This window comes from Streptomyces sp. GL_140, assembly GCF_057834465.1.
Map to the genome: position 1 here is coordinate 2,895,833 of NZ_CM174404.1, position 22,341 is coordinate 2,918,173.

At 71.1% G+C, this 22,341-nt stretch carries 16 protein-coding genes and 1 pseudogene; 1 reads left to right on the forward strand and 16 read right to left on the reverse strand.

Annotated elements, in window-relative coordinates:
- Positions 1-36: 36 nt before the first annotated feature.
- The 16 genes and pseudogenes from obgE to folC all read right to left on the reverse strand — a co-directional run bounded on the left by obgE (position 37) and on the right by folC (position 21,149).
- Positions 37-1,479: a GTPase ObgE gene (gene obgE / locus AC3IYJ_RS13555; protein WP_489401552.1), complete on the reverse strand. Its 1,443-nt coding sequence runs from the start codon at positions 1,477-1,479 to the stop codon at positions 37-39.
- Positions 1,480-1,648: 169 nt separating this feature from the next.
- Positions 1,649-1,903, reverse strand: coding sequence for a 50S ribosomal protein L27 (gene rpmA / locus AC3IYJ_RS13560; protein ID WP_030013081.1), 255 nt, complete (start codon positions 1,901-1,903; stop codon positions 1,649-1,651).
- 13 nt (positions 1,904-1,916) lie between these two features.
- Positions 1,917-2,237, reverse strand: coding sequence for a 50S ribosomal protein L21 (gene rplU / locus AC3IYJ_RS13565; RefSeq protein WP_112446572.1), 321 nt, complete (start codon positions 2,235-2,237; stop codon positions 1,917-1,919).
- A gap of 264 nt (positions 2,238-2,501) precedes the next feature.
- Positions 2,502-6,511: pseudogene (locus tag AC3IYJ_RS13570) on the reverse strand (Rne/Rng family ribonuclease).
- Between the two features lie 234 nt (positions 6,512-6,745).
- Entirely contained in the window at positions 6,746-7,537 is a 792-nt protein-coding gene (locus AC3IYJ_RS13575; RefSeq protein ID WP_489401553.1) for a TIGR03936 family radical SAM-associated protein, read from the reverse strand.
- 131 nt (positions 7,538-7,668) lie between these two features.
- Positions 7,669-8,283, reverse strand: coding sequence for a hypothetical protein (locus tag AC3IYJ_RS13580; RefSeq protein ID WP_489401554.1), 615 nt, complete (start codon positions 8,281-8,283; stop codon positions 7,669-7,671).
- A 160-nt stretch (positions 8,284-8,443) separates the two neighbouring features.
- Complete coding sequence (locus tag AC3IYJ_RS13585; protein ID WP_489401555.1) at positions 8,444-10,369, reverse strand: TIGR03960 family B12-binding radical SAM protein; 1,926 nt, start codon at positions 10,367-10,369, stop codon at positions 8,444-8,446.
- Positions 10,370-10,441: 72 nt separating this feature from the next.
- A complete protein-coding gene (locus tag AC3IYJ_RS13590; protein ID WP_489401556.1) occupies positions 10,442-12,025 on the reverse strand; it encodes a CYTH and CHAD domain-containing protein in 1,584 nt (527 codons plus the stop codon).
- 80 nt (positions 12,026-12,105) lie between these two features.
- On the reverse strand, positions 12,106-13,305 hold the full coding sequence (rodA, locus tag AC3IYJ_RS13595; RefSeq protein WP_489401557.1) for a rod shape-determining protein RodA: 1,200 nt from the start codon (positions 13,303-13,305) through the stop codon (positions 12,106-12,108).
- A 6-nt stretch (positions 13,306-13,311) separates the two neighbouring features.
- Positions 13,312-15,489 (reverse strand): penicillin-binding protein 2, encoded by a 2,178-nt coding sequence (mrdA, locus tag AC3IYJ_RS13600; protein WP_489401558.1) that lies wholly within the window; start codon positions 15,487-15,489, stop codon positions 13,312-13,314.
- A gap of 13 nt (positions 15,490-15,502) precedes the next feature.
- Positions 15,503-16,207: a rod shape-determining protein MreD gene (gene mreD, locus AC3IYJ_RS13605; RefSeq protein WP_489401559.1), complete on the reverse strand. Its 705-nt coding sequence runs from the start codon at positions 16,205-16,207 to the stop codon at positions 15,503-15,505.
- 12 nt (positions 16,208-16,219) lie between these two features.
- Positions 16,220-17,161: a rod shape-determining protein MreC gene (gene mreC, locus AC3IYJ_RS13610; protein WP_489401560.1), complete on the reverse strand. Its 942-nt coding sequence runs from the start codon at positions 17,159-17,161 to the stop codon at positions 16,220-16,222.
- A 295-nt stretch (positions 17,162-17,456) separates the two neighbouring features.
- Entirely contained in the window at positions 17,457-18,476 is a 1,020-nt protein-coding gene (locus AC3IYJ_RS13615) for a rod shape-determining protein (protein ID WP_069923827.1), read from the reverse strand.
- Between the two features lie 296 nt (positions 18,477-18,772).
- The gene (gene ndk / locus AC3IYJ_RS13620; RefSeq protein WP_356655578.1) at positions 18,773-19,183 is read right to left on the reverse strand and encodes a nucleoside-diphosphate kinase; all 411 of its coding nucleotides are present in this window, start codon (positions 19,181-19,183) and stop codon (positions 18,773-18,775) included.
- 91 nt (positions 19,184-19,274) lie between these two features.
- Complete coding sequence (locus AC3IYJ_RS13625; RefSeq protein ID WP_489401561.1) at positions 19,275-19,631, reverse strand: DUF4233 domain-containing protein; 357 nt, start codon at positions 19,629-19,631, stop codon at positions 19,275-19,277.
- A gap of 3 nt (positions 19,632-19,634) precedes the next feature.
- Positions 19,635-21,149: a bifunctional tetrahydrofolate synthase/dihydrofolate synthase gene (folC, locus tag AC3IYJ_RS13630; RefSeq protein ID WP_489401562.1), complete on the reverse strand. Its 1,515-nt coding sequence runs from the start codon at positions 21,147-21,149 to the stop codon at positions 19,635-19,637.
- 118 nt (positions 21,150-21,267) lie between these two features.
- On the opposite strand from folC, the gene AC3IYJ_RS13635 reads away from it, so the two are divergent.
- Complete coding sequence (locus tag AC3IYJ_RS13635) at positions 21,268-22,332, forward strand: rod shape-determining protein (protein ID WP_489401563.1); 1,065 nt, start codon at positions 21,268-21,270, stop codon at positions 22,330-22,332.
- Positions 22,333-22,341: the final 9 nt, after the last annotated feature.

A 22,341-nucleotide genomic window follows, 5' to 3' on the forward strand; every position in this document is an offset into this window, starting at 1 on the left:
CCGGACCGGGCCGAGGCACGGGCGGGGCGGGGACCGTCAGAAGGGACGGAACTCGTCGTACTCCTTCTGCGCGGAATCCCGCTCGGCTTCCTTCTCCTTGCGGCGCGTGGTGGCCGGACGCGGCGCCTCCAGACGGTGGTCCTCACCGCGGCGGCCCAGCATCTCGGCGCCGGCCATCATGGTCGGCTCCCAGTCGAAGACGACCGCGTTGTCGTCGGAGCCGATCGCCACGCCGTCACCGGCACGGGCACCGGCCTTGCGCAGCCCGTCCTCGACGCCGAGGCGGTTGAGACGGTCCGCGAGGTAGCCGACGGCCTCGTCGATGTTGAAGTCGGTCTGGCGGACCCAGCGCTCCGGCTTCTCGCCGCGTACGCGGTACACGTCCTCGGCCTCGTCGTAGGTGATGGTGAAGCCCGAGTCGTCCACGGCCTTCGGACGGATGACGATGCGGGTCGCCTCCTCCTTCGGCTTGCGGGCGCGGAACTTCGCGATGACCTCGGCGAGGAAGTAGGACAGTTCCTTCAGGCCGGTGCGGTCGACCGCGGAGACCTCGAAGACCTTGTAACCGCGCTCCTCCAGGTCCGGGCGGACCATCTCGGCGAGGTCCTTGCCGTCGGGGATGTCGACCTTGTTGAGGACGACGAGGCGCGGGCGCTTCTCCAGGCCGCCGCCGTAGAGCTTGAGCTCCTCCTCGATGGCGTCGAGGTCGGCGAGCGGGTCGCGGTCGGACTCGAGGGTGGCGGTGTCCAGGACGTGCACCAGGATCGAGCAGCGCTCGACGTGGCGCAGGAACTCCAGGCCGAGACCCTTGCCCTGGCTGGCGCCCGGGATGAGGCCCGGGACGTCGGCGATCGTGTAGACCGTCGAGCCGGCGGTGACGACGCCCAGGTTCGGGACGAGGGTGGTGAAGGGGTAGTCCGCGATCTTCGGCTTGGCTGCGGAGAGCACCGAGATCAGCGAGGACTTGCCGGCGCTCGGGAAGCCGACCAGTGCCACGTCGGCGACGGTCTTGAGCTCCAGGACGACGTCGCCGCCGGTACCGGGGACGCCGAGGAGCGCGAAGCCGGGCGCCTTGCGGCGCGCGGAGGACAGCGCGGCGTTGCCGAGGCCGCCGCGGCCGCCTTCGGCCGCCACGTAGGTGGTGCCCTGGCCGACGAGGTCGGCGAGGACGTTGCCCTCCTTGTCGAGGACGACGGTGCCGTCCGGCACGGGCAGGATGATGTCCTGGCCGTCCTTACCGGAGCGGTTGTCGCCCGCGCCGGGCTGGCCGTTGGTGGCCTTGCGGTGGGGGCTGTGGTGGTACTCCAGCAGGGTGGTGACCGCCTGGTCCACCACGAGGATGACGTCGCCGCCACGGCCGCCGTTGCCGCCGTCGGGGCCGCCGAGCGGCTTGAACTTCTCCCGGTGAACGGAGGCGCAGCCGTGGCCCCCGTTACCCGCGGCGACATGCAATTCGACGCGGTCCACGAAGGTGGTCATGGGTGTTCCTCCAGATACATACGGGAATGTCCCGGGCAGGCCTTGCTGCCCATTAAACGTGTCTATGTGACAACGCGCCGAGGGCGGACCTCTCTTCCCGGCTTTCGCCGGGAAGAGCTGAGATCCGCCCTCGGGGTGTTACGAACGCTTCAGATCAGCAGGAGCTGAATCAGGCGGCCGGAACGATGTTGACGACCTTGCGGCCACGGTGCGTGCCGAACTCGACCGAACCGGCCTGCAGCGCGAACAGCGTGTCGTCGCCACCACGACCGACACCCGAACCCGGGTGGAAGTGGGTGCCGCGCTGGCGGACGAGGATCTCACCAGCGGAAACGACCTGACCGCCGAAGCGCTTCACGCCGAGCCGCTGGGCATTGGAATCGCGCCCGTTCCGGGTGGACGATGCGCCCTTCTTGTGTGCCATGTCTCAGTCCCTCTTACTTCGCAGCCGCGGGGATACCGGTGACCTTGATCGCCGTGTACTGCTGGCGGTGACCCTGGCGACGGCGGTAGCCGGTCTTGTTCTTGTAACGCAGGATGTCGATCTTGACGCCCTTGTGGTGATCCACAATCTCGGCCGTGACCTTGACGCCGGCCAGGACCCACGGGTCGCTGGTCACGGCTTCGCCGTCGACAACGAGCAGGGTCGAGAGCTCGACCGTGTCGCCAACCTTGGCGGTGGGAATCTTGTCAACTTCAACGATGTCGCCGACAGCAACCTTGTGCTGGCGACCACCGCTGCGCACGATGGCGTACACGCGGATCTCTCTCTCACTCGGGGCGGATGCTCCTGAAGCCAGCCGCTCAGGCGGGCCGAAGCCCACACCGATCCGGATTGGACGAGCGGCCTCTCCCGCATGGTGCTCGGCGGGAGGAAGGTGCTCAGGAGCGCGGCGCGCGTTAGACGTAATCGTCTAAACATGCCGACGGTCTAGGTTACGGGGCCGGTTCCGGAGGGTCAAACCGGGTCCCCGCGCGACCGTGGGCCCCGCCGGTCGGCGGGGCCCACGGTCAGGAGCGGATCAGGCTTCGGTCGGAGCCGAGACGGAGGGCAGGGTCTGCTGCTCGGCCGCCGCGGTCTTCTTCGTCGCCCGCTTCGCAACGGTCTTCTTGGCGGCCGTCTTGGCCGTCGTGGCCTTCTTGGCAACGGTCTTCTTGGCGGCCGCCGCCTTCTTGGCCGGGGCCTTCTTCGCCGCTGCCGCCGTGGTCGTCGCCTTCTTGGCGGCCGTCTTGCGGACCGCCTTCTTGGCGGGAGCCGCCGGGGCGGCCTCCTCCACGACGACCTCGGCCGGGGTCTCCACCGGCGCCTGGACGACCACCACGGCCGCCTCCGCGCCCGCCGGGGAACCGGCCGGTGCGGTGGCCTTGCGGGTGGCACGGCGACGCGGACGGGCCGGCGCGGCCTCGGCCACGGGCTCGATCACGGGCTCCGGCTCGGCCGGGGTCTCGACGACCACCGGCGCGGGCTCGGGCTCCACGACAGGCTCCGGCTCCGGCACGACGACCGGCTCCGGGGCCTGGACGGCCTCGGCCGGGGCGCCCGCCGGAGCGGTCGCCTTACGGGTGGCACGGCGGCGGGTGCGGCCCTTGGGGGCCTCCTCCACGACGGGCTCCACGACGACCTCGACCGCTTCGACCGTCTCGACGACGGGCTCGGGCTCGATGACCTCGACGACCTCGATCTCCGCCTCGACGACCGGCTCGGGCTCGGCCACGGGGGCCGGAGCCGGGGCTGCGGCGCGCGCGGCGCCCGCCGGAGCGGTCGCCTTGCGGGTGGCGCGACGGCGGTTGCGACGCCCGCTCAGACCCGCGGCGGCCTCGGCCTCGGCCGGGCTGCCGTACAGCTCCTCGTCGGCGACGAAGGACGGCTCCGGCAGCGCGATCGGGGCGGCGGCCTCGGCAGCCACCTCCGCCTCGGTCTCGATCTCGTAGACGTCCGTCTCGACGGCCTCGATCTCGTGCTCGTGCTCGTCGGCGCGGCCACCGCGGCGCTTGGAGCGCTTGCCGTTGCCACCGCCGCCGACCACGGTCGGGGTCTCCATGTGCACGATCACACCGCGGCCGTTGCAGTGGACGCAGGTCTCGGAGAAGGACTCCAGCAGACCCTGGCCCACCCGCTTGCGGGTCATCTGGACCAGGCCCAGCGAGGTCACCTCGGCGACCTGGTGCTTGGTCCGGTCACGGCCCAGGCACTCCAGCATCCGGCGCAGGACCAGGTCGCGGTTGGACTCCAGGACCATGTCGATGAAGTCGATGACCACGATGCCGCCGAGGTCGCGCAGCCGCAGCTGGCGCACGATCTCCTCGGCCGCCTCCAGGTTGTTCCTGGTGACGGTCTCCTCGAGGTTGCCGCCCTGACCGGTGAACTTGCCGGTGTTGACGTCGATGACGATCATCGCCTCGGTCTTGTCGATCACAAGCGAACCGCCCGAGGGCAGCCACACCTTGCGGTCGAGCGCCTTGGCGAGCTGCTCGTCGATCCGGTACGTCGCGAAGACGTCGACCTCGGAGGTCCAGCGGGAGAGCCGGTCGGACAGGTCCGGGGCCACGTGGTTCACGTAGCCGTGGATGGTCTCCCAGGCGGTGTCACCGCTGACGATGACCTTCGTGAAGTCCTCGTTGAAGATGTCGCGCACGACGCGGACGGTCATGTCCGGCTCGCCGTACAGGAGGCTCGGCGAAGAGGTCGAGATCTGGTTCGACTTCTTCTGGATGTCCTCCCACTGGGCCTGCAGACGCTCGACGTCGCGACGCAGCTCGTCCTCGCTCGCACCCTCGGCGGCGGTGCGCACGATGACGCCCGCGTCCTCGGGGACGATCTTCTTGAGGATGGTCTTCAGGCGGGCGCGCTCGGTGTCGGGCAGCTTGCGGCTGATACCGGTCATCGAGCCCTCGGGCACGTAGACGAGGTAGCGGCCGGGCAGCGAGACCTGGCTGGTCAGGCGGGCGCCCTTGTGGCCGATCGGGTCCTTGGTGACCTGCACCAGGACCGACTGGCCGGACTTGAGGGCGGACTCGATGCGGCGCGGCCCGTTGGCCATACCGAGCGCCTCGAAGTTGACCTCACCGGCGTACAGGACGGCGTTGCGGCCCTTGCCGATGTCGATGAAGGCGGCCTCCATCGACGGCAGCACGTTCTGGACCTTGCCCAGGTAGACGTTGCCGACGTACGAGGTGGCTTCTTCCTTGTTGACGTAGTGCTCGACGAGCACGTTGTCCTCGAGGACGCCGATCTGGGTGCGCTCGCCCGACTGGCGGACGACCATCACGCGCTCGACGGCCTCACGGCGGGCCAGGAACTCGGCCTCGGTGATGATCGGGACCCGACGGCGGCCCTGCTCGCGGCCCTCGCGGCGGCGCTGCTTCTTCGCCTCCAGGCGGGTCGAGCCCTTGATGGACTGGACCTCGTCGGAGGAGGTGGAGCCAACCGGGGACTCCGAGCGCTCGCGCGCCGGGCGGGGCTCGCGGACCTTGACGACGGTGCGCACGCCGTCCTCGTCGGCCGCGTCCGCGTCCGTACCGCCGTCACCGCTGCGACGACGACGACGGCGACGACGACGGCTGGAGCTGGAGCCGAGGGCCCCGTTCTCCTCGTCCTCTTCGGCCTCTTCCTCGTCGGCCTCTTCGGCCTCGGCCTCTTCCTCGGCGGACTCGTCGAGGTCGGCGGCCTCACCGCGACGGCGGCGACGGCCACCGCGGCGACGACGGCGGGACGGGCGGTCGCCCGACTCCTCGAACTCCTCCTCGGCGGCCTCTTCGAGCTCGGCGGCCTCGGCCTCTTCCTCGAAGAGCTCTACGTCGGCCAGCGAGACCGGAGCTGACGGCGCGGCGGCAGCCGGGGCCGCCGGAGCGGCGCTCTCGGCGGCGGCGCCGCGGCCACGGCGGCGGCGACGGCCGGCGGCTGCGGGGCCGGGGCCACGACGGCCTCGGCTTCGAGCTCGACCTCTTCTTCTTCGACCTCGTCGATCTCGTCGACCGGGGCGGCCGCGGCAGCCGCCGCGGCGGCCATGGCTGCGGTCTCCGGGGTCTGGAACATCGGCTCGGCGAAGACCGGGGCCTGGAAGACGGCGACGGCCGGACGACCGGCGCGGCGGCCACGGGCCGGGGCGGCCACGGGCGCCTCGACCGGAGCGGCGGCGGCAGCCGCGGGCTGCGGCGCGGCGGCGGCGGCCGGAGCGGTGGTGGAACGCGTGGCGCGACGGCGACCGCCGCGCTTCGGGGAGTCCACGGCGTCGGCGACGGTGACGGTGCCCTTGACGGGGGCGGGGGCCGCAGCCGCGGCGGGAGCCTCCTCCACGACGACCTCGGCGGCGGGAGCCTCAGGGGCGGTCACGGCGCGGGTGGCACGGCGACGGGCACGGGCGGGAGCCGCGGCCGGAGCGGCCGGCTCCTCGACCACGACGGCCGGAGCCTCGACCACGACGGGCGCGACCTCGGCGACCGGCGCCTCGGGAGCGGCCACGGCGCGAGTGGCGCGGCGACGGGCACGGGCCGGGGCGGCGGCCGGAGCGGCCTCCTCGACGACCGGAGCCTCGACCACGACGGGCGCGACCTCGGCCACGGGAGCCTCGGGAGCCGTCACGGCACGGGTGGCACGGCGACGGGCACGCACCGGAGCGGCGGCGGGAGCGGCGGGCTCCTCCTCCACAACGACGACGGGCGCGACCTCGGCGACCGGCGCCTCGGGGGCGGTCACGGCGCGGGTGGCACGGCGACGGGCACGGGCGGGAGCCGCGGCCGGAGCGGCCGGCTCCTCGACCACGACGGGCGCGACCTCGGCCACGGGAGCCTCGGGGGCGGCCACGGCGCGGGTGGCGCGGCGACGGGTACGGGCCGGGGCGGCGGCCGGAGCGGCTTCCTCGGCGGGGGCGGCTGCCACCACGGGTGCGGGGGCCGCCTCGGTGGCGGCTACCGGGCCGCCGGGGGGACCGGCCGGCCGGGAAGCGGCACGCCGGCGCCTGCGCGGAGGCAGGTTGTCGCTCGGGCTGCCACTGTCGGCGGTGGTGTTGTTGTCGTTTTCGTTGTTGAGCATGCGGGGTTTCTCCCGTCACGCTCCCGGGCGCCGCGGCTGACTTCCGGTCCGGCACGGCTCCGCACGATGAGAGCGGGGCCGGCCTCCGGGGCGCGTTCGCCACACGGGAGCTCAGTTCAATGGCCGCCGGTTCCGTACGTGGTAGTTCGTACGGCCTGGCGGAAGTCTTCAGGTCTGTGCGCGGCCCGACCCAGGTGGCTCCCGAGTCCCAGGGCTGCGCGACGACGACGATCCCTACGCGGCGGGACCTTCCGGCGCCTTCGCGTCGGCGGTTACGGCCGCCGTGGGTGGGGCGGCCGTGACAGCCTCGCGGTCGGGCGCGAGCGGGTCGGTCACCGTGCCGGACTCCTCGTCGAAGAGCCCCTGCGCCAGCCTGGTCACCGCAGCGGGGACCGGCGGCGTTAGGTCGGCCACAGCTCGGAGACCGGACAGGACGTCGTCGGGTCGCACGGCAGGTGTCAGATGCCGAACAACCAGCCGCAGTATCGCACAGGCATTGTCCCGGGTCCTATCAGCCGACTCGTCGACCGATACGGGAACCGTTTCCAGAGTGACCACGGCGCCGCGCGTGTCGAAGGTGCGCATGCCGTTCTTGGTGCGGCGCTGGACCTCGACCGTCTCGGCGGCGAGGAAGGCCTCGACGGCCCGCTCGGCGTCCGCGGGATCCACGCCGTCCAGGCGCAGCTCCCACACGGAGGCGGTCAGCCGCTCGGCGAGCCCCGACGTACGGGCCTCGACGGCGTCGATGATGTCGAGCCCGACGGGCATCGACTCGTCGAGCAGTTCGCGCAGCTTCGCGGGGTCGCGGGGCTCGGCGAGGGCGATCTCCAGGTACTCGGCCTCGCTGCCGGTCCCCGTCGGGGCGGCGTTCGCGTACGAGACGCGCGGGTGGGGGGTGAAGCCGGCCGAGTACGCCATGGGCACCTCGGAGCGGCGCAGGGCCCGCTCGAAGGCGCGCTGGAAGTCCCGGTGGCTGGTGAACCGGAGGCGGCCGCGCTTGGTGTAGCGCAGACGAATGCGCTGCACCACCGGTGCGGGAGGCGGGCCTTCGGGCTGTCGCTTGCCCAGTGGTTCTTCTCCTTGTGCGGGGCTTCGCGGCTCGCGCGTCGCCCTGAGGTCTGTGGAGCCTGCGGGCGGGCCGCGTCCTGCCCTCCGGCTCACCCCTGCGTGTGCAGGGAGATCTCAGGAGTGGCGGGCGTGTCGCCTACGGCTGTGTTACTACCCAGAGTACGCGCCCGTGACCTCGCTGGTTCCCGGGGCGGCCCCCCGAACAGCATCCGTCTTACGTCGGCCCGCGCCTCGCGCACCGCGAGGCGCGAGGTGCTCCACACTTCGCGGACGAGGCGGCCGGCCGGAGTGACGGTGTGCCGGTACGCCGAGCGGACCGCGCGGCGCGTCGCGCTCCACCCGGCGCGCACGGCGTGCCCGACGGGAGTGGCGATCCTCCGGTAGGCCCAGGCGACGGGCCGCACGACGAGTCCGCGCCACACCCGTACGAGTCCGCGCCACAGGGCCCGGCTCGCCCGCCCGGCGAGGTGCCAGGCCCCGACGAGCAGCCGCCCGAGCGGTGCGAGCAGGTACGTGTGGACACCCCACCCGAGCGGCGCGACCACGTACCGCCACAGTGCGACGCAGGGCCACAGGACTCCGTAGGCGAGAGCACGAACGAGGAGCCACGCGACAGCGTTCCCGACGGGAACGAGGACGTACCGGTACCCGGCGCCGACCAGCCACCCGATCCCGAGCACGGGCATCACGAGCAGGTACCGCACCGGGGTGCGTGCGCCTCTTCCAGTTCCATGCGGATAAGGACACCGTAGGTGCCCCTCCCGTTGCGCGGCCCAGGCCACAGGTCGGACACGACGACGGCCCGCCCGGTCCCTCGGTGGGGTCGGGCGGGCCGTCGTCAGGAACGGGTCGGGCGCGGGCTGGTTACTTCACGACCGACAGGGGCAGCAGCTTCTTGCCCGTGGGCCCGATCTGGATGGTCGTGTCCATCTGCGGGCACACGCCGCAGTCGAAGCAGGGGGTCCAGCGGCAGTCCTCGACCTCGGTCTCGTCGAGGGCGTCCTGCCAGTCCTCCCAGAGCCATTCCTTGTCGAGGCCGGAGTCCAGGTGGTCCCACGGGAGGACCTCCTCGTACGTGCGCTCGCGCGTCGTGTACCAGGCGACGTCCACGCCGTAGGCGGGGAGGGTCTTCTCGGCGGCCCGCATCCAGCCGTCGTAGGAGAAGTGCTCGCGCCAGCCGTCGAAACGGCCGCCGGCCTCGTACACGGCGCGGATGACGTCGCCGACGCGGCGGTCACCGCGCGAGAGCAGGCCCTCGACGACGCCCGGCTTGCCGTCGTGGTAGCGGAAGCCGATGGAGCGGCCGTACTTCTTGTCCCCGCGGAGCTTGTCGCGGAGCTTGCCGAGGCGGGCGTCCGTCTCCTCGGCGGAGAGCTGCGGGGCCCACTGGAAGGGGGTGTGCGGCTTCGGTACGAATCCGCCGATCGACACCGTGCAGCGGATGTCGTTCTGGCCGGAGACTTCGCGCCCCTTGGCGATGACGTTGACCGCCATGTCGCCGATCTGGAGCACGTCCTCGTCGGTCTCGGTCGGCAGGCCGACCATGAAGTACAGCTTCACCTGGCGCCAGCCGTTGCCGTACGCCGTGGAGACCGTCCGGATGAGGTCCTCTTCCGAGACCATCTTGTTGATGACCTTGCGCATGCGCTCGGAGCCGCCCTCGGGGGCGAAGGTCAGACCGGAGCGGCGGCCGTTACGGGTCAGCTCGTTGGCCAGGTCGACGTTGAAGGCGTCCACGCGGGTCGACGGGAGGGACAGGCCCACTTTGTCGTCCGTGTAGCGGTCGGCCAGGCCCTTGGCGATGTCCGCGATCTCCGTGTGGTCCGCCGAGGAGAGCGAGAGGAGACCGACCTCTTCGAAGCCCGTCGCCTTGAGGCCGCGCTCCACCATCTCGCCGATGCCGGTGATGCTTCGCTCCCGCACGGGGCGCGTGATCATGCCGGCTTGGCAGAAACGGCAGCCGCGGGTGCAGCCGCGGAAGATCTCCACGGACATGCGCTCGTGGACGGTCTCGGCGAGCGGGACCAGGGGCTGCTTGGGGTAGGGCCACTCGTCGAGGTCCATGACCGTGTGCTTGGACACGCGCCACGGGACGCCGGAGCGGTTCGGGACGACACGGCCGATGCGGCCGTCCGGCAGGTACTCGACGTCGTAGAAGCCCGGCACGTAGACGCCGCCGGTCTTCGCGAGGCGCAGCAGCACCTCTTCGCGTCCGCCCGGCCGGCCCTCGGCCTTCCAGGCCCGGATGATCTCCGTCATGTCGAGGACGGCCTGCTCGCCGTCGCCGATGATGGCGCAGTCGATGAACTCCGCGATCGGCTCGGGGTTGAAGGCCGCGTGGCCGCCCGCGAGCACGATGGGGTGGTCGACCGTACGGTTCTTCGCCTCCAGCGGGATGCCCGCCAGGTCGAGCGCCGTCAGCATGTTGGTGTAGCCGAGCTCGGTGGAGAAGGAGAGCCCGAACACGTCGAAGGCGCCGACCGGACGGTGCGAGTCGACGGTGAACTGGGGCACCTTGTGCTCGCGCATCAGCTCTTCGAGGTCCGGCCACACGCTGTACGTGCGCTCCGCGAGCACGCCTTCGCGCTCGTTGAGCACCTCGTACAGGATCATGACGCCCTGGTTGGGGAGCCCGACCTCGTACGCGTCCGGGTACATCAGCGCCCAGCGCACGTCGGCGCTGTCCCAGGGCTTGACGGTGGAGTTGAGCTCACCGCCGACGTACTGGATCGGCTTCTGGACGTGCGGAAGCAGGGCCTCAAGCTGAGGGAAGACCGACTCGGTCATCACGCGACTTTCGTGAAGCGGGCAGGGGGCGACTCTCAAGCGTACCCCGAGGCCCGCCGACCCCCTGCCGCAAGATCACGCCGTCCCCCTGCCGCCCGTCGGCCGGGCGGCCGCCGCGGCGCGCAGCTCGAGCGCGGGGGCCGCGGCCGCCGCCCACACTTCGGGCAGCTCCCGTTCCCGGCGCTCGGCCAGCGCCTCCTCGCGGGCGTAGAGCACGCCCCAGGTGAAGGCCGACTCCCCCGCGCCGGCCGCCTGGACCGCGATGCCGCGCAGGGTCTCGCGGGCCACGACGCCGTCCTGGTGGTCGCCGAGCAGGGTCTGGACGGCCTGCACCGCCTCGGCGAGGCGGCGCGCGGGTTTGCCGAGGGCCGGGGCCGCCGCCTCGGCCGCGTAGCGGGCGCGTTTGGCCGCCTTGCGGGCCTCGTGCAGGGCCAGGTCCCGGTCGTGGCCCGGATCCATGGCCAGTGCGCCTTCGACGCGGCCGGCGAGGTGTTCGTAGTCGCCGAGGACCGTCGCGGGCAGGGCCGTCCCGGCGGGCCGGCCGGCGGGCTTGAGCAGCGGCGGGTCGGCCAGGAGCGCGTCGAGGGCGTTTAGCAGGGCCACGTAGCGCCGGCTGTCGAGCGCTGCCAGGGCCGCCCGGCGCGAACCGGTGCGGCGGGCGGTGTTCCAGACCTTGAGGCGGCCGCGGACCGGGCCCAGGAGCAGGGTGCGCGGCAGCTGTCCGAGCCCGGTCTGCAGCCGCTCCAGGAGTACTTCGCGGTCGCGGTCGACGCCGAGTTCGGTGGCGAGCCAGCGGAGCTCCTCGCCGACCGGGTCGCTCTCGCCGGGGTCCAGGAACCGGCGGTAGGTCTTGAAGGCGCTGCGCAGCCTCCTGGTGGCGACCCTCATCTGGTGGACGGAGTCGGGCAGGCCGCGGCGGACGGCGGGGTCCCGGGCGATCAGGGTGTCGCGCTGTTCGCGCAGGCACGAGAGCACGTAGGCGCCGGCCGTGCCCTCGGGGCCACCGCCCACGGGCCGGGGCGGGGGTTCGGCGGAGGTCTCGGCGAGCGCGCGGGCCAGCTTCGAGGGGGCGGCGGAGACGAGGAGGCCGGCCTTGCGGAACTTCTTCTCGACGGCGTCGAGCAGCGCCGGGTCCACCCCGTCGGCGAGTTCCACCTCGACCTCGGTCCAGGCGGCGGTGGCCTCGTCGGATCCCCCGGACTCCGTCCGGGGGGACCCCCAGGCGCGTACCGCGTCGGTGGACAGTTCCGCGAGGAGCGCGCCGTCGGCGTCGAGGAGGTGGCTGACCTTGCGCGAGGACACCAGCCTGACCTGCGGTTCCAGGGCGCCGTCGCGGGTGCGGGAGCGGAGCAGGGCCACCAGTGGGGTCGGCACGGTGTCGCTGAGGGGGGCGGTGATCTCGTCGCGGACGCCGGGGGCGACGGGCAGTTTGAGGTGCCAGCCGGCGTCCGCGCCGCCGGTGCGGCGGCGCAGCGTGAGCCCGTCGGCCGCGAGCCGCTGGTCGGGGGTGTCGTAGTAGACGGCGTCGAGGTCCACGGTGCCCTGGTCGGTGACGGCCGCGACGGCGGCCGTGCCCGTCAGGTCCGGCACCCCGCGCCGGCTCTGTTTCGCCGTAGAGAACTCGAATTTCCGCTCGATCTCACGCTTCGTGTCCACCATGAACCGAACCTATTCCTGAACGGACGGCGACGTGGGTGCGAACGGGGAGAGCGGCGCAAAAACGGCCCGGGACGGGCCGATCAGGCCGACATCGGCCGTTGCACCCTGATCGACTGGAGCAGTCCGATGGCCACCCACACGGCGAACATCGACGATCCTCCGTAGGAGACGAACGGCAGCGGGAGCCCCGCCACCGGCATGATCCCCAGTGTCATTCCGATGTTCTCGAAGGACTGGAAGGCGAACCAGGCGATGATCCCGGCGCACACGATCGTGCCGTAGAGCTCGGTGGTCTCGCGGGCGATGACGCAGGCCCGCCACAGGATGACGCCGAGCAGGACGAGGATCAGGCCGGCTCCGACGAAGCCCAGCTCCTCCCCCGCCACCGTGAAGACGAAGTCGGTCTGCTGCTCGGGCACGAACTGGCCGGTGGTCTGGGAGCCGTGGAAGAGCCCGGAGCCGGTCAGGCCGCCGGAGCCGATGGCGATGCGCGCCTGGTTGGTGTTGTAGCCGACGCCGGCGGGGTCGAGCTCGGGGTTTGCGAAGGCCGCGAAGCGGTTGATCTGGTACTCGTCGAGGATGCCGAGCTGCCAGATCAGGACGGCGCCGGCCACGCCCGAACCGAGCAGGCCCAGTACCCAGCGGTTGGACGCGCCGGAGGCGAGCAGGACGCCGAGCACGATGACGACCATGACCATGACGGACCCGAGGTCGGGCATCAGCATGATGATGCCCATCGGGGCGGCCGCCAGGCACAGGGCCTTGACGACCGTGCGGTGGTCGGGGTTGGTGAGGTCGCCCGCGTCGACCCGGGCGGCGAGCAGCATCGCCATGCCCAGGATGATCGTGATCTTCACGAACTCGGAGGGCTGCAGGGAGAAGCCGCCGCCGATGACGATCCAGGCGTGGGCGCCGTTGATGGTGGCGCCGAGCGGGGTGAGCACGGCCAGGATCAGCACGACGGAGAGCCCGTAGAGGATCGGCACGGCTCCGCGCAGGGTGCGGTGGCCGAGCCAGACCGTGGCGATCATCAGCACGAGGCCGATGCCGGTGTTCATGGCGTGCCGGAAGAGGAAGTAGTACGGGTCCCCGTTGTTCAGGGAGGTCCGGTTGCGGGTCGCCGACCACACCAGCAGGGAGCCGATGAAGGAGAGGGCCAGTGCGGAGAGGAGTATCGGCCAGTCGAGCCGGCGCAGCACCGAGTCGCGGGCGGTGAGCTTGGCCATCGCCCCGCGCTCCGGCGCGTACCGGGATACGGAGAACTTGTTCGCGGTCTGCATCAGGGTTCAGTCCTGCCGTGCGGCGGGCGGGGCGGGCGGCCCGGCGAGCGGGGCCGGCGCCAGGTCTTCCGGGGACGGGGGCACGTACGGCTTGATCTCGGGCGAGTCGATGGAGCCGTCGGCCTGGATGGTGGGGAGCTTGGCCTCGGGGTGGAGGAGCAGGGCTTGCTTGAGGTCCTGCTTTCCGGCCATGTCGAGACCGTAGATGGCGTTGTAGACGTTGCGGACGGCGGGGCCCGATGCTCCGGAGCCGGTGCCGCCCTGGGAGATCGTCATGACGATCGTGTAGTCGTCGGTGAAGGTGGCGAACCAGGAGGTGGTCTGCTTGCCGTAGACCTCGGCAGTACCGGTCTTCGCGTGCATCGGGATCTGCTTCTGGGGCCAGCCGCCGAAGCGCCAGGCGGCGGTACCGCGGGTGGCGACGCCCTCCAGTGCTCCGACCATCTTCTGCCTGGTGGCTTCGGTCATCGGCAGCTTGCCGTGGGCCTGCGGCTTGATCTCTTCGACGTGCTTGCCGTCCGCGCTGATGATGGCCTTGCCGATGGTGGGGTTCCACAGGGTGCCGCCGTTGGAGATGGCCGCGTAGATGGTCGCCATCTGGATCGGGGTGACGAGGGTGTCGCCCTGGCCGATGGAGTAGTTGACGGCGTCACCGGCACGCATGAGGTTGCCTTCGAGGCAGTTCTCGTAGGACAGCAGCTCGACGTAGGTGCCGCCCTTCTTGCCGGTCTTGCACCATCCGGCCTTGTTGGCCTCCCAGAACCGCTGCTTCCATTCGCGGTCGGGGACCCGGCCCTTCTCCTCGCCCGGCAGGTCGATGTTGGTTTCGGCGCCGAGGCCGAACTGGTGGGCGGTCTTGTAGAAGATCTGTGCCGGGTTCTTCTTCGGCTTGAGCCCGCCGTCCTTGAGCCACTCCTTGTGGCCCAGCGCGTAGAACACGGTGTCGCAGGAGACTTCCAGGGCCCGGCCGAGGGTGATCGAGCCGTGGCCCTGGGATTCGAAGTTCTTGAAGACCTGGCCGCCGATGGAGTACGAGCTCGGGCAGGGGTAGTCGCCGTCGAACGGGTAGCCCGCGTTGACCGCGGCCGCGGTCGGGATGACCTTGAAGATGGAGCCCGGGGCGGCCTGGCCCTGGATCGCCCGGTTCATCAGCGGGACGTTGGACTCCTTGGCGGTGAGCTTGGCGTAGTCCTTGCCGGAGATGCCGCCGACCCACACGTTCGGGTCGTAGCTCGGGTTGGAGGCCATGGCCACGACCCGGCCGGTCTTGGACTCCAGGACGACGATGGCGCCCGCGTCCGCCTTGTAGGGGACGCCGGTGTTGCGGTCGATCTGCTTGCGCGCTTCCAGCATCGCCGCGTTGAGCTCGTACTCGGCGACGCCCTGGACGCGGGCGTCGATGCTGGTGACGAGGTTGGCGCCGGGGACCGCCGGGTCGTTCTTGGCCTGGCCGATGACCCGGCCGAGGTTGTCCACCTCGTAGCGGGTGACTCCCGACTTGCCGCGCAGCTCCTTGTCGTACGTGCGCTCGATGCCGAAGCGGCCGACCTGGTCGGAGCGCAGGAACGGCGAGTTGGTGGTCTTCGCCTTGACGATCTCCGCGTCGGTGACCGGGGAGAGGTAGCCGAGGACCTGGCCGGTGTTGGCGCCGCCGGGGGCCGGGTAGCGGCGTACGGCGGTGGGCTCGGCGGTGATCCCGGGGAAGTCCTCGGGACGCTCGCGGATCTGCAGGGCCTGCTGGGTGGTGGCCTTGTTGGTGACGGGGATCGGCTGGTACGGGGAGCCGTTCCAGCAGGGCTGCGGGGTCTCGTTGTTGCAGAGCCGGACCTTGTCGGCGACGTCCTGAGGCCTTATGTCGAGGACTCCGGCGAGCTGGGCGAGGACCGCCTTGCCGCGGTCCTTCATCTTCATCAGCTCGGTGCGGCTGGCGGAGACGACGAGGCGGGTCTCGTTGTCGGCGAGCGGGACCCCGCGGGCGTCGAGGACCGAGCCGCGCACGGCGGGCTGGACGACCTGCTGGACGTGGTTGTTCTTGGCCTCGTCGGAGTACTCGTCGCCGTTGCGGATCTGGAGGTACCAGAGGCGACCGCCGAGGGTGCAGAGCAGGGAGAAGACGAGGACCTGGATGATCACGAGCCGGATCCGCACCCGGGAGGTGCGTCCGGTCTCCGGAATGTTGGTCACGAGGACTCCTCCCTCACAGCTTCTTGACGCTCTTCACACCCTTGATTCCCTTGACGCCCTTTATCCGGCCGGCCCGGTTGGCGCGGCTGCGGGCGGTCTTCATCCGCAGGCCGCCGCGCTGGCTGCCGATCCGCAGGCCGGTGCCGCCGGCCAGCCAGCCGGAGGCGATGTCCTTGCCGGACGGCGGGCCGCCGTTGGCGTCGACGGCCATCGGGTCGTTCTCCGCGCGGCGGGCCAGCGCCATGATGAACGGCACGGTGAAGGGCGCGAGCAGCAGGTCGTAGAGGACGGCGGTGAACAGCAGCCCGGTCAGGCCGACGTGGCGGGCGGCGGTGTCGCCGACCAGGGCGCCGACGCCCGCGTAGAGGAGGGTGGAGGCGAAGGCCGCGCCCACGACGGTGAGCATCGGGCCCCAGGCGGAGCGGAAGCGCCCGGTGTCGGGGCGGACCAGGCCGGCGACGTAGCCGATGACGCACAGCACGAGCGCGTAGCGGCCGGCGGCGTGGTCGGCGGGCGGGGCCAGGTCGGCGAGGAGGCCGGCGGTGAAGCCGATGAGGGCTCCGCTGACGCACCCGTACACGAGTGCGAGGGCGACGACCGTGAGCAGGACCAGGTCGGGGACGGCTCCGGGGAGTTGGAGCCTTCCCAGGATGGAGACCTGGACGACGAGGGCGACCACGACGAGCGTCGCCGAGAGCAGGATCCGGTTGAAGCGCATGATGGTCGGCTCCTACTGGTCGTCCGGCTTGCCGGACGCGCCGGGCGACGGCGTGACCGTGACGGTGACCGTCGGGGTGGGCTTGGGTGCCTCGGGCTTGGGAGGCAGGACTGCGTCGCGGGGGTCCTCGCGCGGGGGCATCACCACGACGCCGACGATGTCCAGGCGGGAGAAGCCCACGTAGGGGCGGACCCAGATGGTCCGGGTCAGGTCTCCGCGCGAGGGGTCGACCTTGACCACCTCGCCGATCGGGACACCGGGGACGAAGGGCTTGTTGCCGCGCGATCCGAAGGTCACGAGGCGGTCGCCGGGGGCGACCTTGGCCTTGCCGTTGAGCATCTGCACGGACAGCGAGCGGTCGCCCTGTCCGGTGGCGAAGCCGAGTTCGCCGGTCTTCTCCAGGCGGGTGCCCACGGTGAAGTCGGGGTCGTTGGCGAGGACCACGGTGGCGGTGTCGGGGCCGACGGTGGCGACCCGGCCGACGAGTCCGTCGCCGTTGAGCACCGTCATGTCGCGCTCGATGCCGTCCTTGGTGCCGGCGTCGATGGTGACGGTCCAGGAGAAGCCCTGGGCCGCTCCTATGGCGATGACCTCGGCGCCCTTGATGCCGTACTGTCCGGCGCCCGCGCGCTTGAGCATCTCGTCCAGCTCGCGGATCCGGCTGCGGGTCTGGTCGTCGCTGCCGAGCTTGGCCTTAAGTGCCGCGTTCTCGCGCTCCAGCGTCGCGATGCGGTTGTGGCGCTCGCCGGAGTCCCGTACCGCCCCTATGGCGTTGGCGACCGGATCGACCCCTTTCGCCACGCCCTTCTCGACCGGCCCGAAGACCGCTGCGGCGGCCTGTCGGGCACCGTCGACCGGCGACTCCTCGCCCGTCCTGATGTCCACCGTGATCAGTGCGAACGCGATGGCGATCAGAAGCACCAGGAGCAGCCGGCTTTCTCGTGTGTCCCTCACGTGCGGCGGCCGTGCCTTCCTCGTAGTTACCTGTGCGGCGGAGCCGCTCCGGTGGAGCCGGGGCTTGCACCGGGCTGTGCGGCGGAGCCGCTCCGGTGGAGCCGGGGCTTGCACCGGGCTGTGCGGCGGAGCCGCTCCGGTGGAGCCGGGGCTTGCACCGGGCTGTGCGGCGGAGCCGCTCCGGTGGAGCCGGGGCTTGCACCGGGCCTTGCCTGTATATCAACGATCCGCCGCACGGGCCCGGTAGCACCCGTACGGCGGATCGTCTGTGTTCCTCGTACCCCTCGGGGGAGGGTCAGCGCCGGGGCTGGGCGTCCAGGACCTGCTGGAGGGCCTCGAACTCCTCTACGCACTTGCCGGATCCGAGCGCGACGGAGTCGAGCGGGTCCTCGGCGATGTGGATGGGCATGCCCGTCTCGCGGCGCAGCCGCTCGTCGAGGCCGCGGAGCAGGGCGCCGCCTCCGGTGAGGACGATGCCGCGGTCCATGATGTCGCCGGAGAGCTCCGGCGGGCACTTGTCGAGGGTGGTCTTGACGGCGTCGACGATCGCGTTGACCGGCTCCTCGATGGCCTTGCGGACCTCGGCGGCCGAGATCACGACGGTCTTCGGGAGGCCGGAGACCAGGTCGCGGCCGCGGATCTCGGTGTGCTCGTCCTTGTCGAGGTCGTAGGCCGACCCGATGGTGATCTTGATCTGCTCCGCGGTCCGCTCACCGAGGAGGAGCGAGTACTCCTTCTTGATGTGCTGGATGATCGCGTTGTCCAGCTCGTCCCCGGCCACCCGGATGGACTGTGCTGTGACGATTCCGCCGAGGGAGATGACGGCGACCTCGGTGGTACCGCCGCCGATGTCCACGACCATGTTGCCGGTGGCCTCGTGGACGGGCAGGCCCGCGCCGATGGCGGCAGCCATGGGCTCTTCGATGATGTGCACCTGTCGTGCGCCGGCCTGCGTGGACGCCTCGATGACGGCGCGGCGCTCCACTCCCGTGATGCCGGAGGGTACGCAGACCACGACGCGCGGGCGGGCCAGGTAGCGGCGCTTGTGGATCTTGAGGATGAAGTACCGGAGCATGCGCTCGGTGATCTCGAAGTCGGCGATCACACCGTCCTTGAGGGGCCGGACCGCGACGATGTTGCCGGGCGTCCGGCCGATCATCTTCTTCGCCTCGGAGCCGACCGCCAGGATGCCGCCGGTGTTCGTGTTGATGGCGACCACGGACGGCTCGTTCAGGACGATCCCCCGGCCACGCACGTACACCAGCGTGTTGGCGGTCCCGAGGTCGATCGCCATGTCACGGCCGATGAACGACATGTAGTTCCCCTTGTTCCCCATGAGGAGCGTCTGGCCTTCCAGTTGATAGCAGCTGCTGTCAGGTCGGCGAGGTGGGTGTGTGGGTGGAGGCCCCATCGTAGTGCCGCAAGTACGGACATCGCGCGACGGGACTCCGGCAAGCCCGCCGGAATGGATACCCGCCCCCATAGTGGTGACGTCGTGTCCTGTCGATGCGTTCCCGGTAATCACCGGTAATACCAAAGGGCGACCGAAATTACTTCGGTCGCCCCAGGTCATGAGCGCTATTTGGCTGATGTTCCGTCAGGAAAGAGTGATCACAGCGACGGGAAGAACAGCTTCAGCTCGCGCTCCGCGGACTCCTCGGAGTCCGAGGCGTGGATCAGGTTCTCCCGGGTCACGGTGCCGAAATCCCCCCGGATGGAGCCGGGCGCCGCGGCGATCGGGTCAGTGGGTCCGGCCAGCTGGCGGACACCCTCGATCACGCGTTCCCCTTCGACGACCAGGGCCACGACCGGGCCGCTGGCCATGAAGCCCATGAGGGGCTCGTAGAAGACCTTGCCCTTGTGCTCCCCGTAGTGCGCTTCCAGGGTCTCCTGGTCCAGCGTGCGCAGTTCGAGCGCGGGAATGGTCCAGCCGGCCTTCCGCTCGATGCGGCCGACGATCTCGCCGATCAGGCCGCGACGGACGGCGTCGGGCTTGAGCAGGACGAGCGTGCGCTGGGTCATGTTTCGGCTCCTTGCGGCATACGGGTGCGGTAGGGCGAATCTACAGGGGTTCCGGCCGGGCCCGGGCCCCGGCCCGGACCCAGGCCCGGACCTAGGCCTGGACCTGGGGCTCGGCCTCGGCGTTGGCCGCCGCCCAGCGGGCCTTGATGTCGTCGATGCGGCGGCCGTAGTGGATCGAGCACCACCACAGGCCCGCGAAGACCGCACCCAGGAAGAACATCGTCGGGACGACCAGCCCGCTCAGGATCAGCCCGATCTGCAGCGCCCAGCCGATCTGCACGGCCCCCGGGCGGGACAGCATCCCGCACAGCAGCACCGACACCAGCATCGCGATCCCGCAGACCGTCCAGACCGTGGCCTGGCTCAGATCGCCCTTCATCGCCACCAGCCCGGCGAAGCCGATCACGAAGAACTCGCCGATCAGCGTCGAAGCACACAGCGTGCGCATCCCTCAGCCCCTCTTCAGCAGCAGGCGGGCCTCGCCCACCGTGATCACGGACCCGGTCACCAGGACCCCGGCCCCTCCGTACTCGGCCTCTTCCTCGGCCAGCGTGATCGCCGCCTCCAGGGCGTCGTCGAGCCGCGGCTCCACCTGCACCCGGTCCACGCCGAAGACCTCGACCGCCACGGCCGCCAGCTCGTCGGCGGACATCGCCCGGTGGCTGGTGTTCTCCGTGACCACGACCTCCGCGAAGATCGGCTCGAAGGCCTCCAGGACCCCCCGCACGTCCTTGCCCTCGCTCGCGCCCACGACCCCGACCAGCCGGCTGAAGCCGAAGGCCTCGGTGACCGCCTCCGCCGTGACCAGCGCCCCGGCCGGGTTGTGCGCCGCGTCCAGGACCACGGTGGGGCTGCGCCGCACCACCTCCATGCGGCCCGGCGAGGTCACCGAGGCGAAGGCCTTGCACACGGTGTCCGCGTCCAGCACCCGCGCGTGGTCCGCGCCGATCCCGAAGAAGGCCTCGACCGCCGCCAGCGCCACCGCCGCGTTGTGCGCCATGTGGGCGCCGTACAGCGGCAGGAAGATCCCGTCGTACTCGCCGCCCAGCCCGCGCAGCGTCAGCTGCTGGCCGCCGACGGCGACCTCACGGGTGACGACGCCGAACTCCATGCCCTCGCGGGCCACCGTCGCATCGACCTCGACGGCCTTCTTCAGCAGGACCTGCGCCGCGTCCACCGGCTGCTGCGCCAGGATCACGGTGGCGCCCTGCTTGATGACCCCGCCCTTCTCCTGCGCGATCTCGCCGGGCGTGGAGCCGAGCCGGTCCGTATGGTCCAGGCTGATCGGGGTGACCACGGCCACCGCGCCGTCGATCACGTTGGTGGCGTCCCAGGTGCCGCCCATGCCGACCTCGATCACGGCCGCGTCCACCGGGGCATCCGCGAACGCCGCGTAGGCCATCCCGGTGAGGACCTCGAAGAAGGACAGCCGGAACTCCTCGGCCGCGTCCACCATCTCCACGTACGGCTTGATGTCGTGGTAGGTCTCCACGAACCGCTCTGCGGTGATCGGCGCCCCGTCCAGGCTGATCCGCTCGGTGACCGAGGACACGTGCGGGCTGGTGTAGCGGCCGGTGCGCAGCTCGAAGGCGTTCAGCAGCGCCTCGATCATGCGCGCCGTGCTCGTCTTGCCGTTGGTGCCGGTGACGTGGATGGAGGGGTACGCGCGCTGCGGCTCGCCCAGGACGTCCATCAGCGCGGCGATCCGGGTGACGGACGGCTCCAGCTTGGTCTCGCCCCAGCGGCCGGCCAGCTCCTGCTCCACCTCCCGCAGCGCCTGGGCCACCTCGGGGTCGACGGGGACATCGGGTACCGGGTCGCCCTGCGGCGGACCGGCCTGCGCGCGCAGGGTGCGGCTGCCCGCAGCGATCACCGCCAGGTCGGGATCGCGGTCGGACTCTTCCGCCACGATCTGGTCGAACTCGTCGAAGCTGTCATCGTGGCTCTCGGGCTGCTGCTCACTCACGGGACCCAGTCTACGGATGAGAGCCGCAAGGACCTTCGGCCCGGTCGTTTCGGGACCTTCGACGCCCGGAGCGACCAGATCGTTATGCAAGCCTTGCGGACAGGAGATTGGGGAACAAATGCCGCAGGCGCGCATAGAAAAGACGGGTCCGACCAAGACCCCTTCCAGCCGCGACATAGGGATCGACCTGGGAACCGCCAACACCCTCGTCTACGCACGGGGGCACGGCATCGTCCTGAACGAGCCGTCCGTGGTCGCCGTCCAGGCGGGTACGACCACCGCCCTGGCCGTGGGCACCGAAGCCAAGGAGACCATCGGCCGCACCCCCGGCTCCATCACCGCGATCCGCCCGCTCAAGGACGGCGTGATCTGCGACTACGAAGCCGCCGAGGAGATGATCCGGCACTTCGTCCGCAAGGCGGTCCCCGGCCGCCGGGTGCGCACCCGCATGGTGATCTGCGTACCGTCCGGGGTCACCCCGGTCGAGCGCCGCGCCATCGTCCACGCCTCCACCCGGGCCGGCGCCAAGACCGTGCACCTGATCGAGGAGCCGATGGCCGCCGCGATCGGGGCCGGGCTGCCCGTGTCCGAACCGCGCGGCTCGATGGTCGTCGACATCGGCGGCGGCACCTCGGAGGTCGCGGTCATATCGCTGGGCGGAATCGTCACTTCCCAGTCGCTGCGGATCGGCGGCGACAAGCTGGACGCCGCGATCATGGACTACGTCCGCAAGGAGCACTCGCTGCTCATCGGCGAGCGCTCCGCCGAGGACATCAAGATCGCCATCGGCTCGGCGTGGCCGGTGCCGGACCAGCCGGAGCTGGAGACCCGCACCTTCACCGTGCGGGGCCGCGAGAAGGTCGGCGGCATGCCCAAGACCCTCCAGCTGGACGCCCTCGACGTGCGGGCGGCCCTCGACGAACCCATCGAAGCGATCATCGCGGCGGTGCGCACCACCCTGGAGGAGTGCCCGCCAGAGCTGTCCGGCGACGTCATGGAGCACGGCATCGTCCTGACCGGCGGCGGCGCGCTGCTGCCCGGCCTGGACCTGCGGATGGCCTCCTCGACCGGGATCCCGGTCTTCGTCGCGGACAACCCGTTGGACTGCGTCGCGCTGGGCTCGGGCCGCTGCGTCGAGGACATGGACAGACTGAGCAGCCTGCTGGCCCCGGCGAGGGGCTAGCACCGGGCA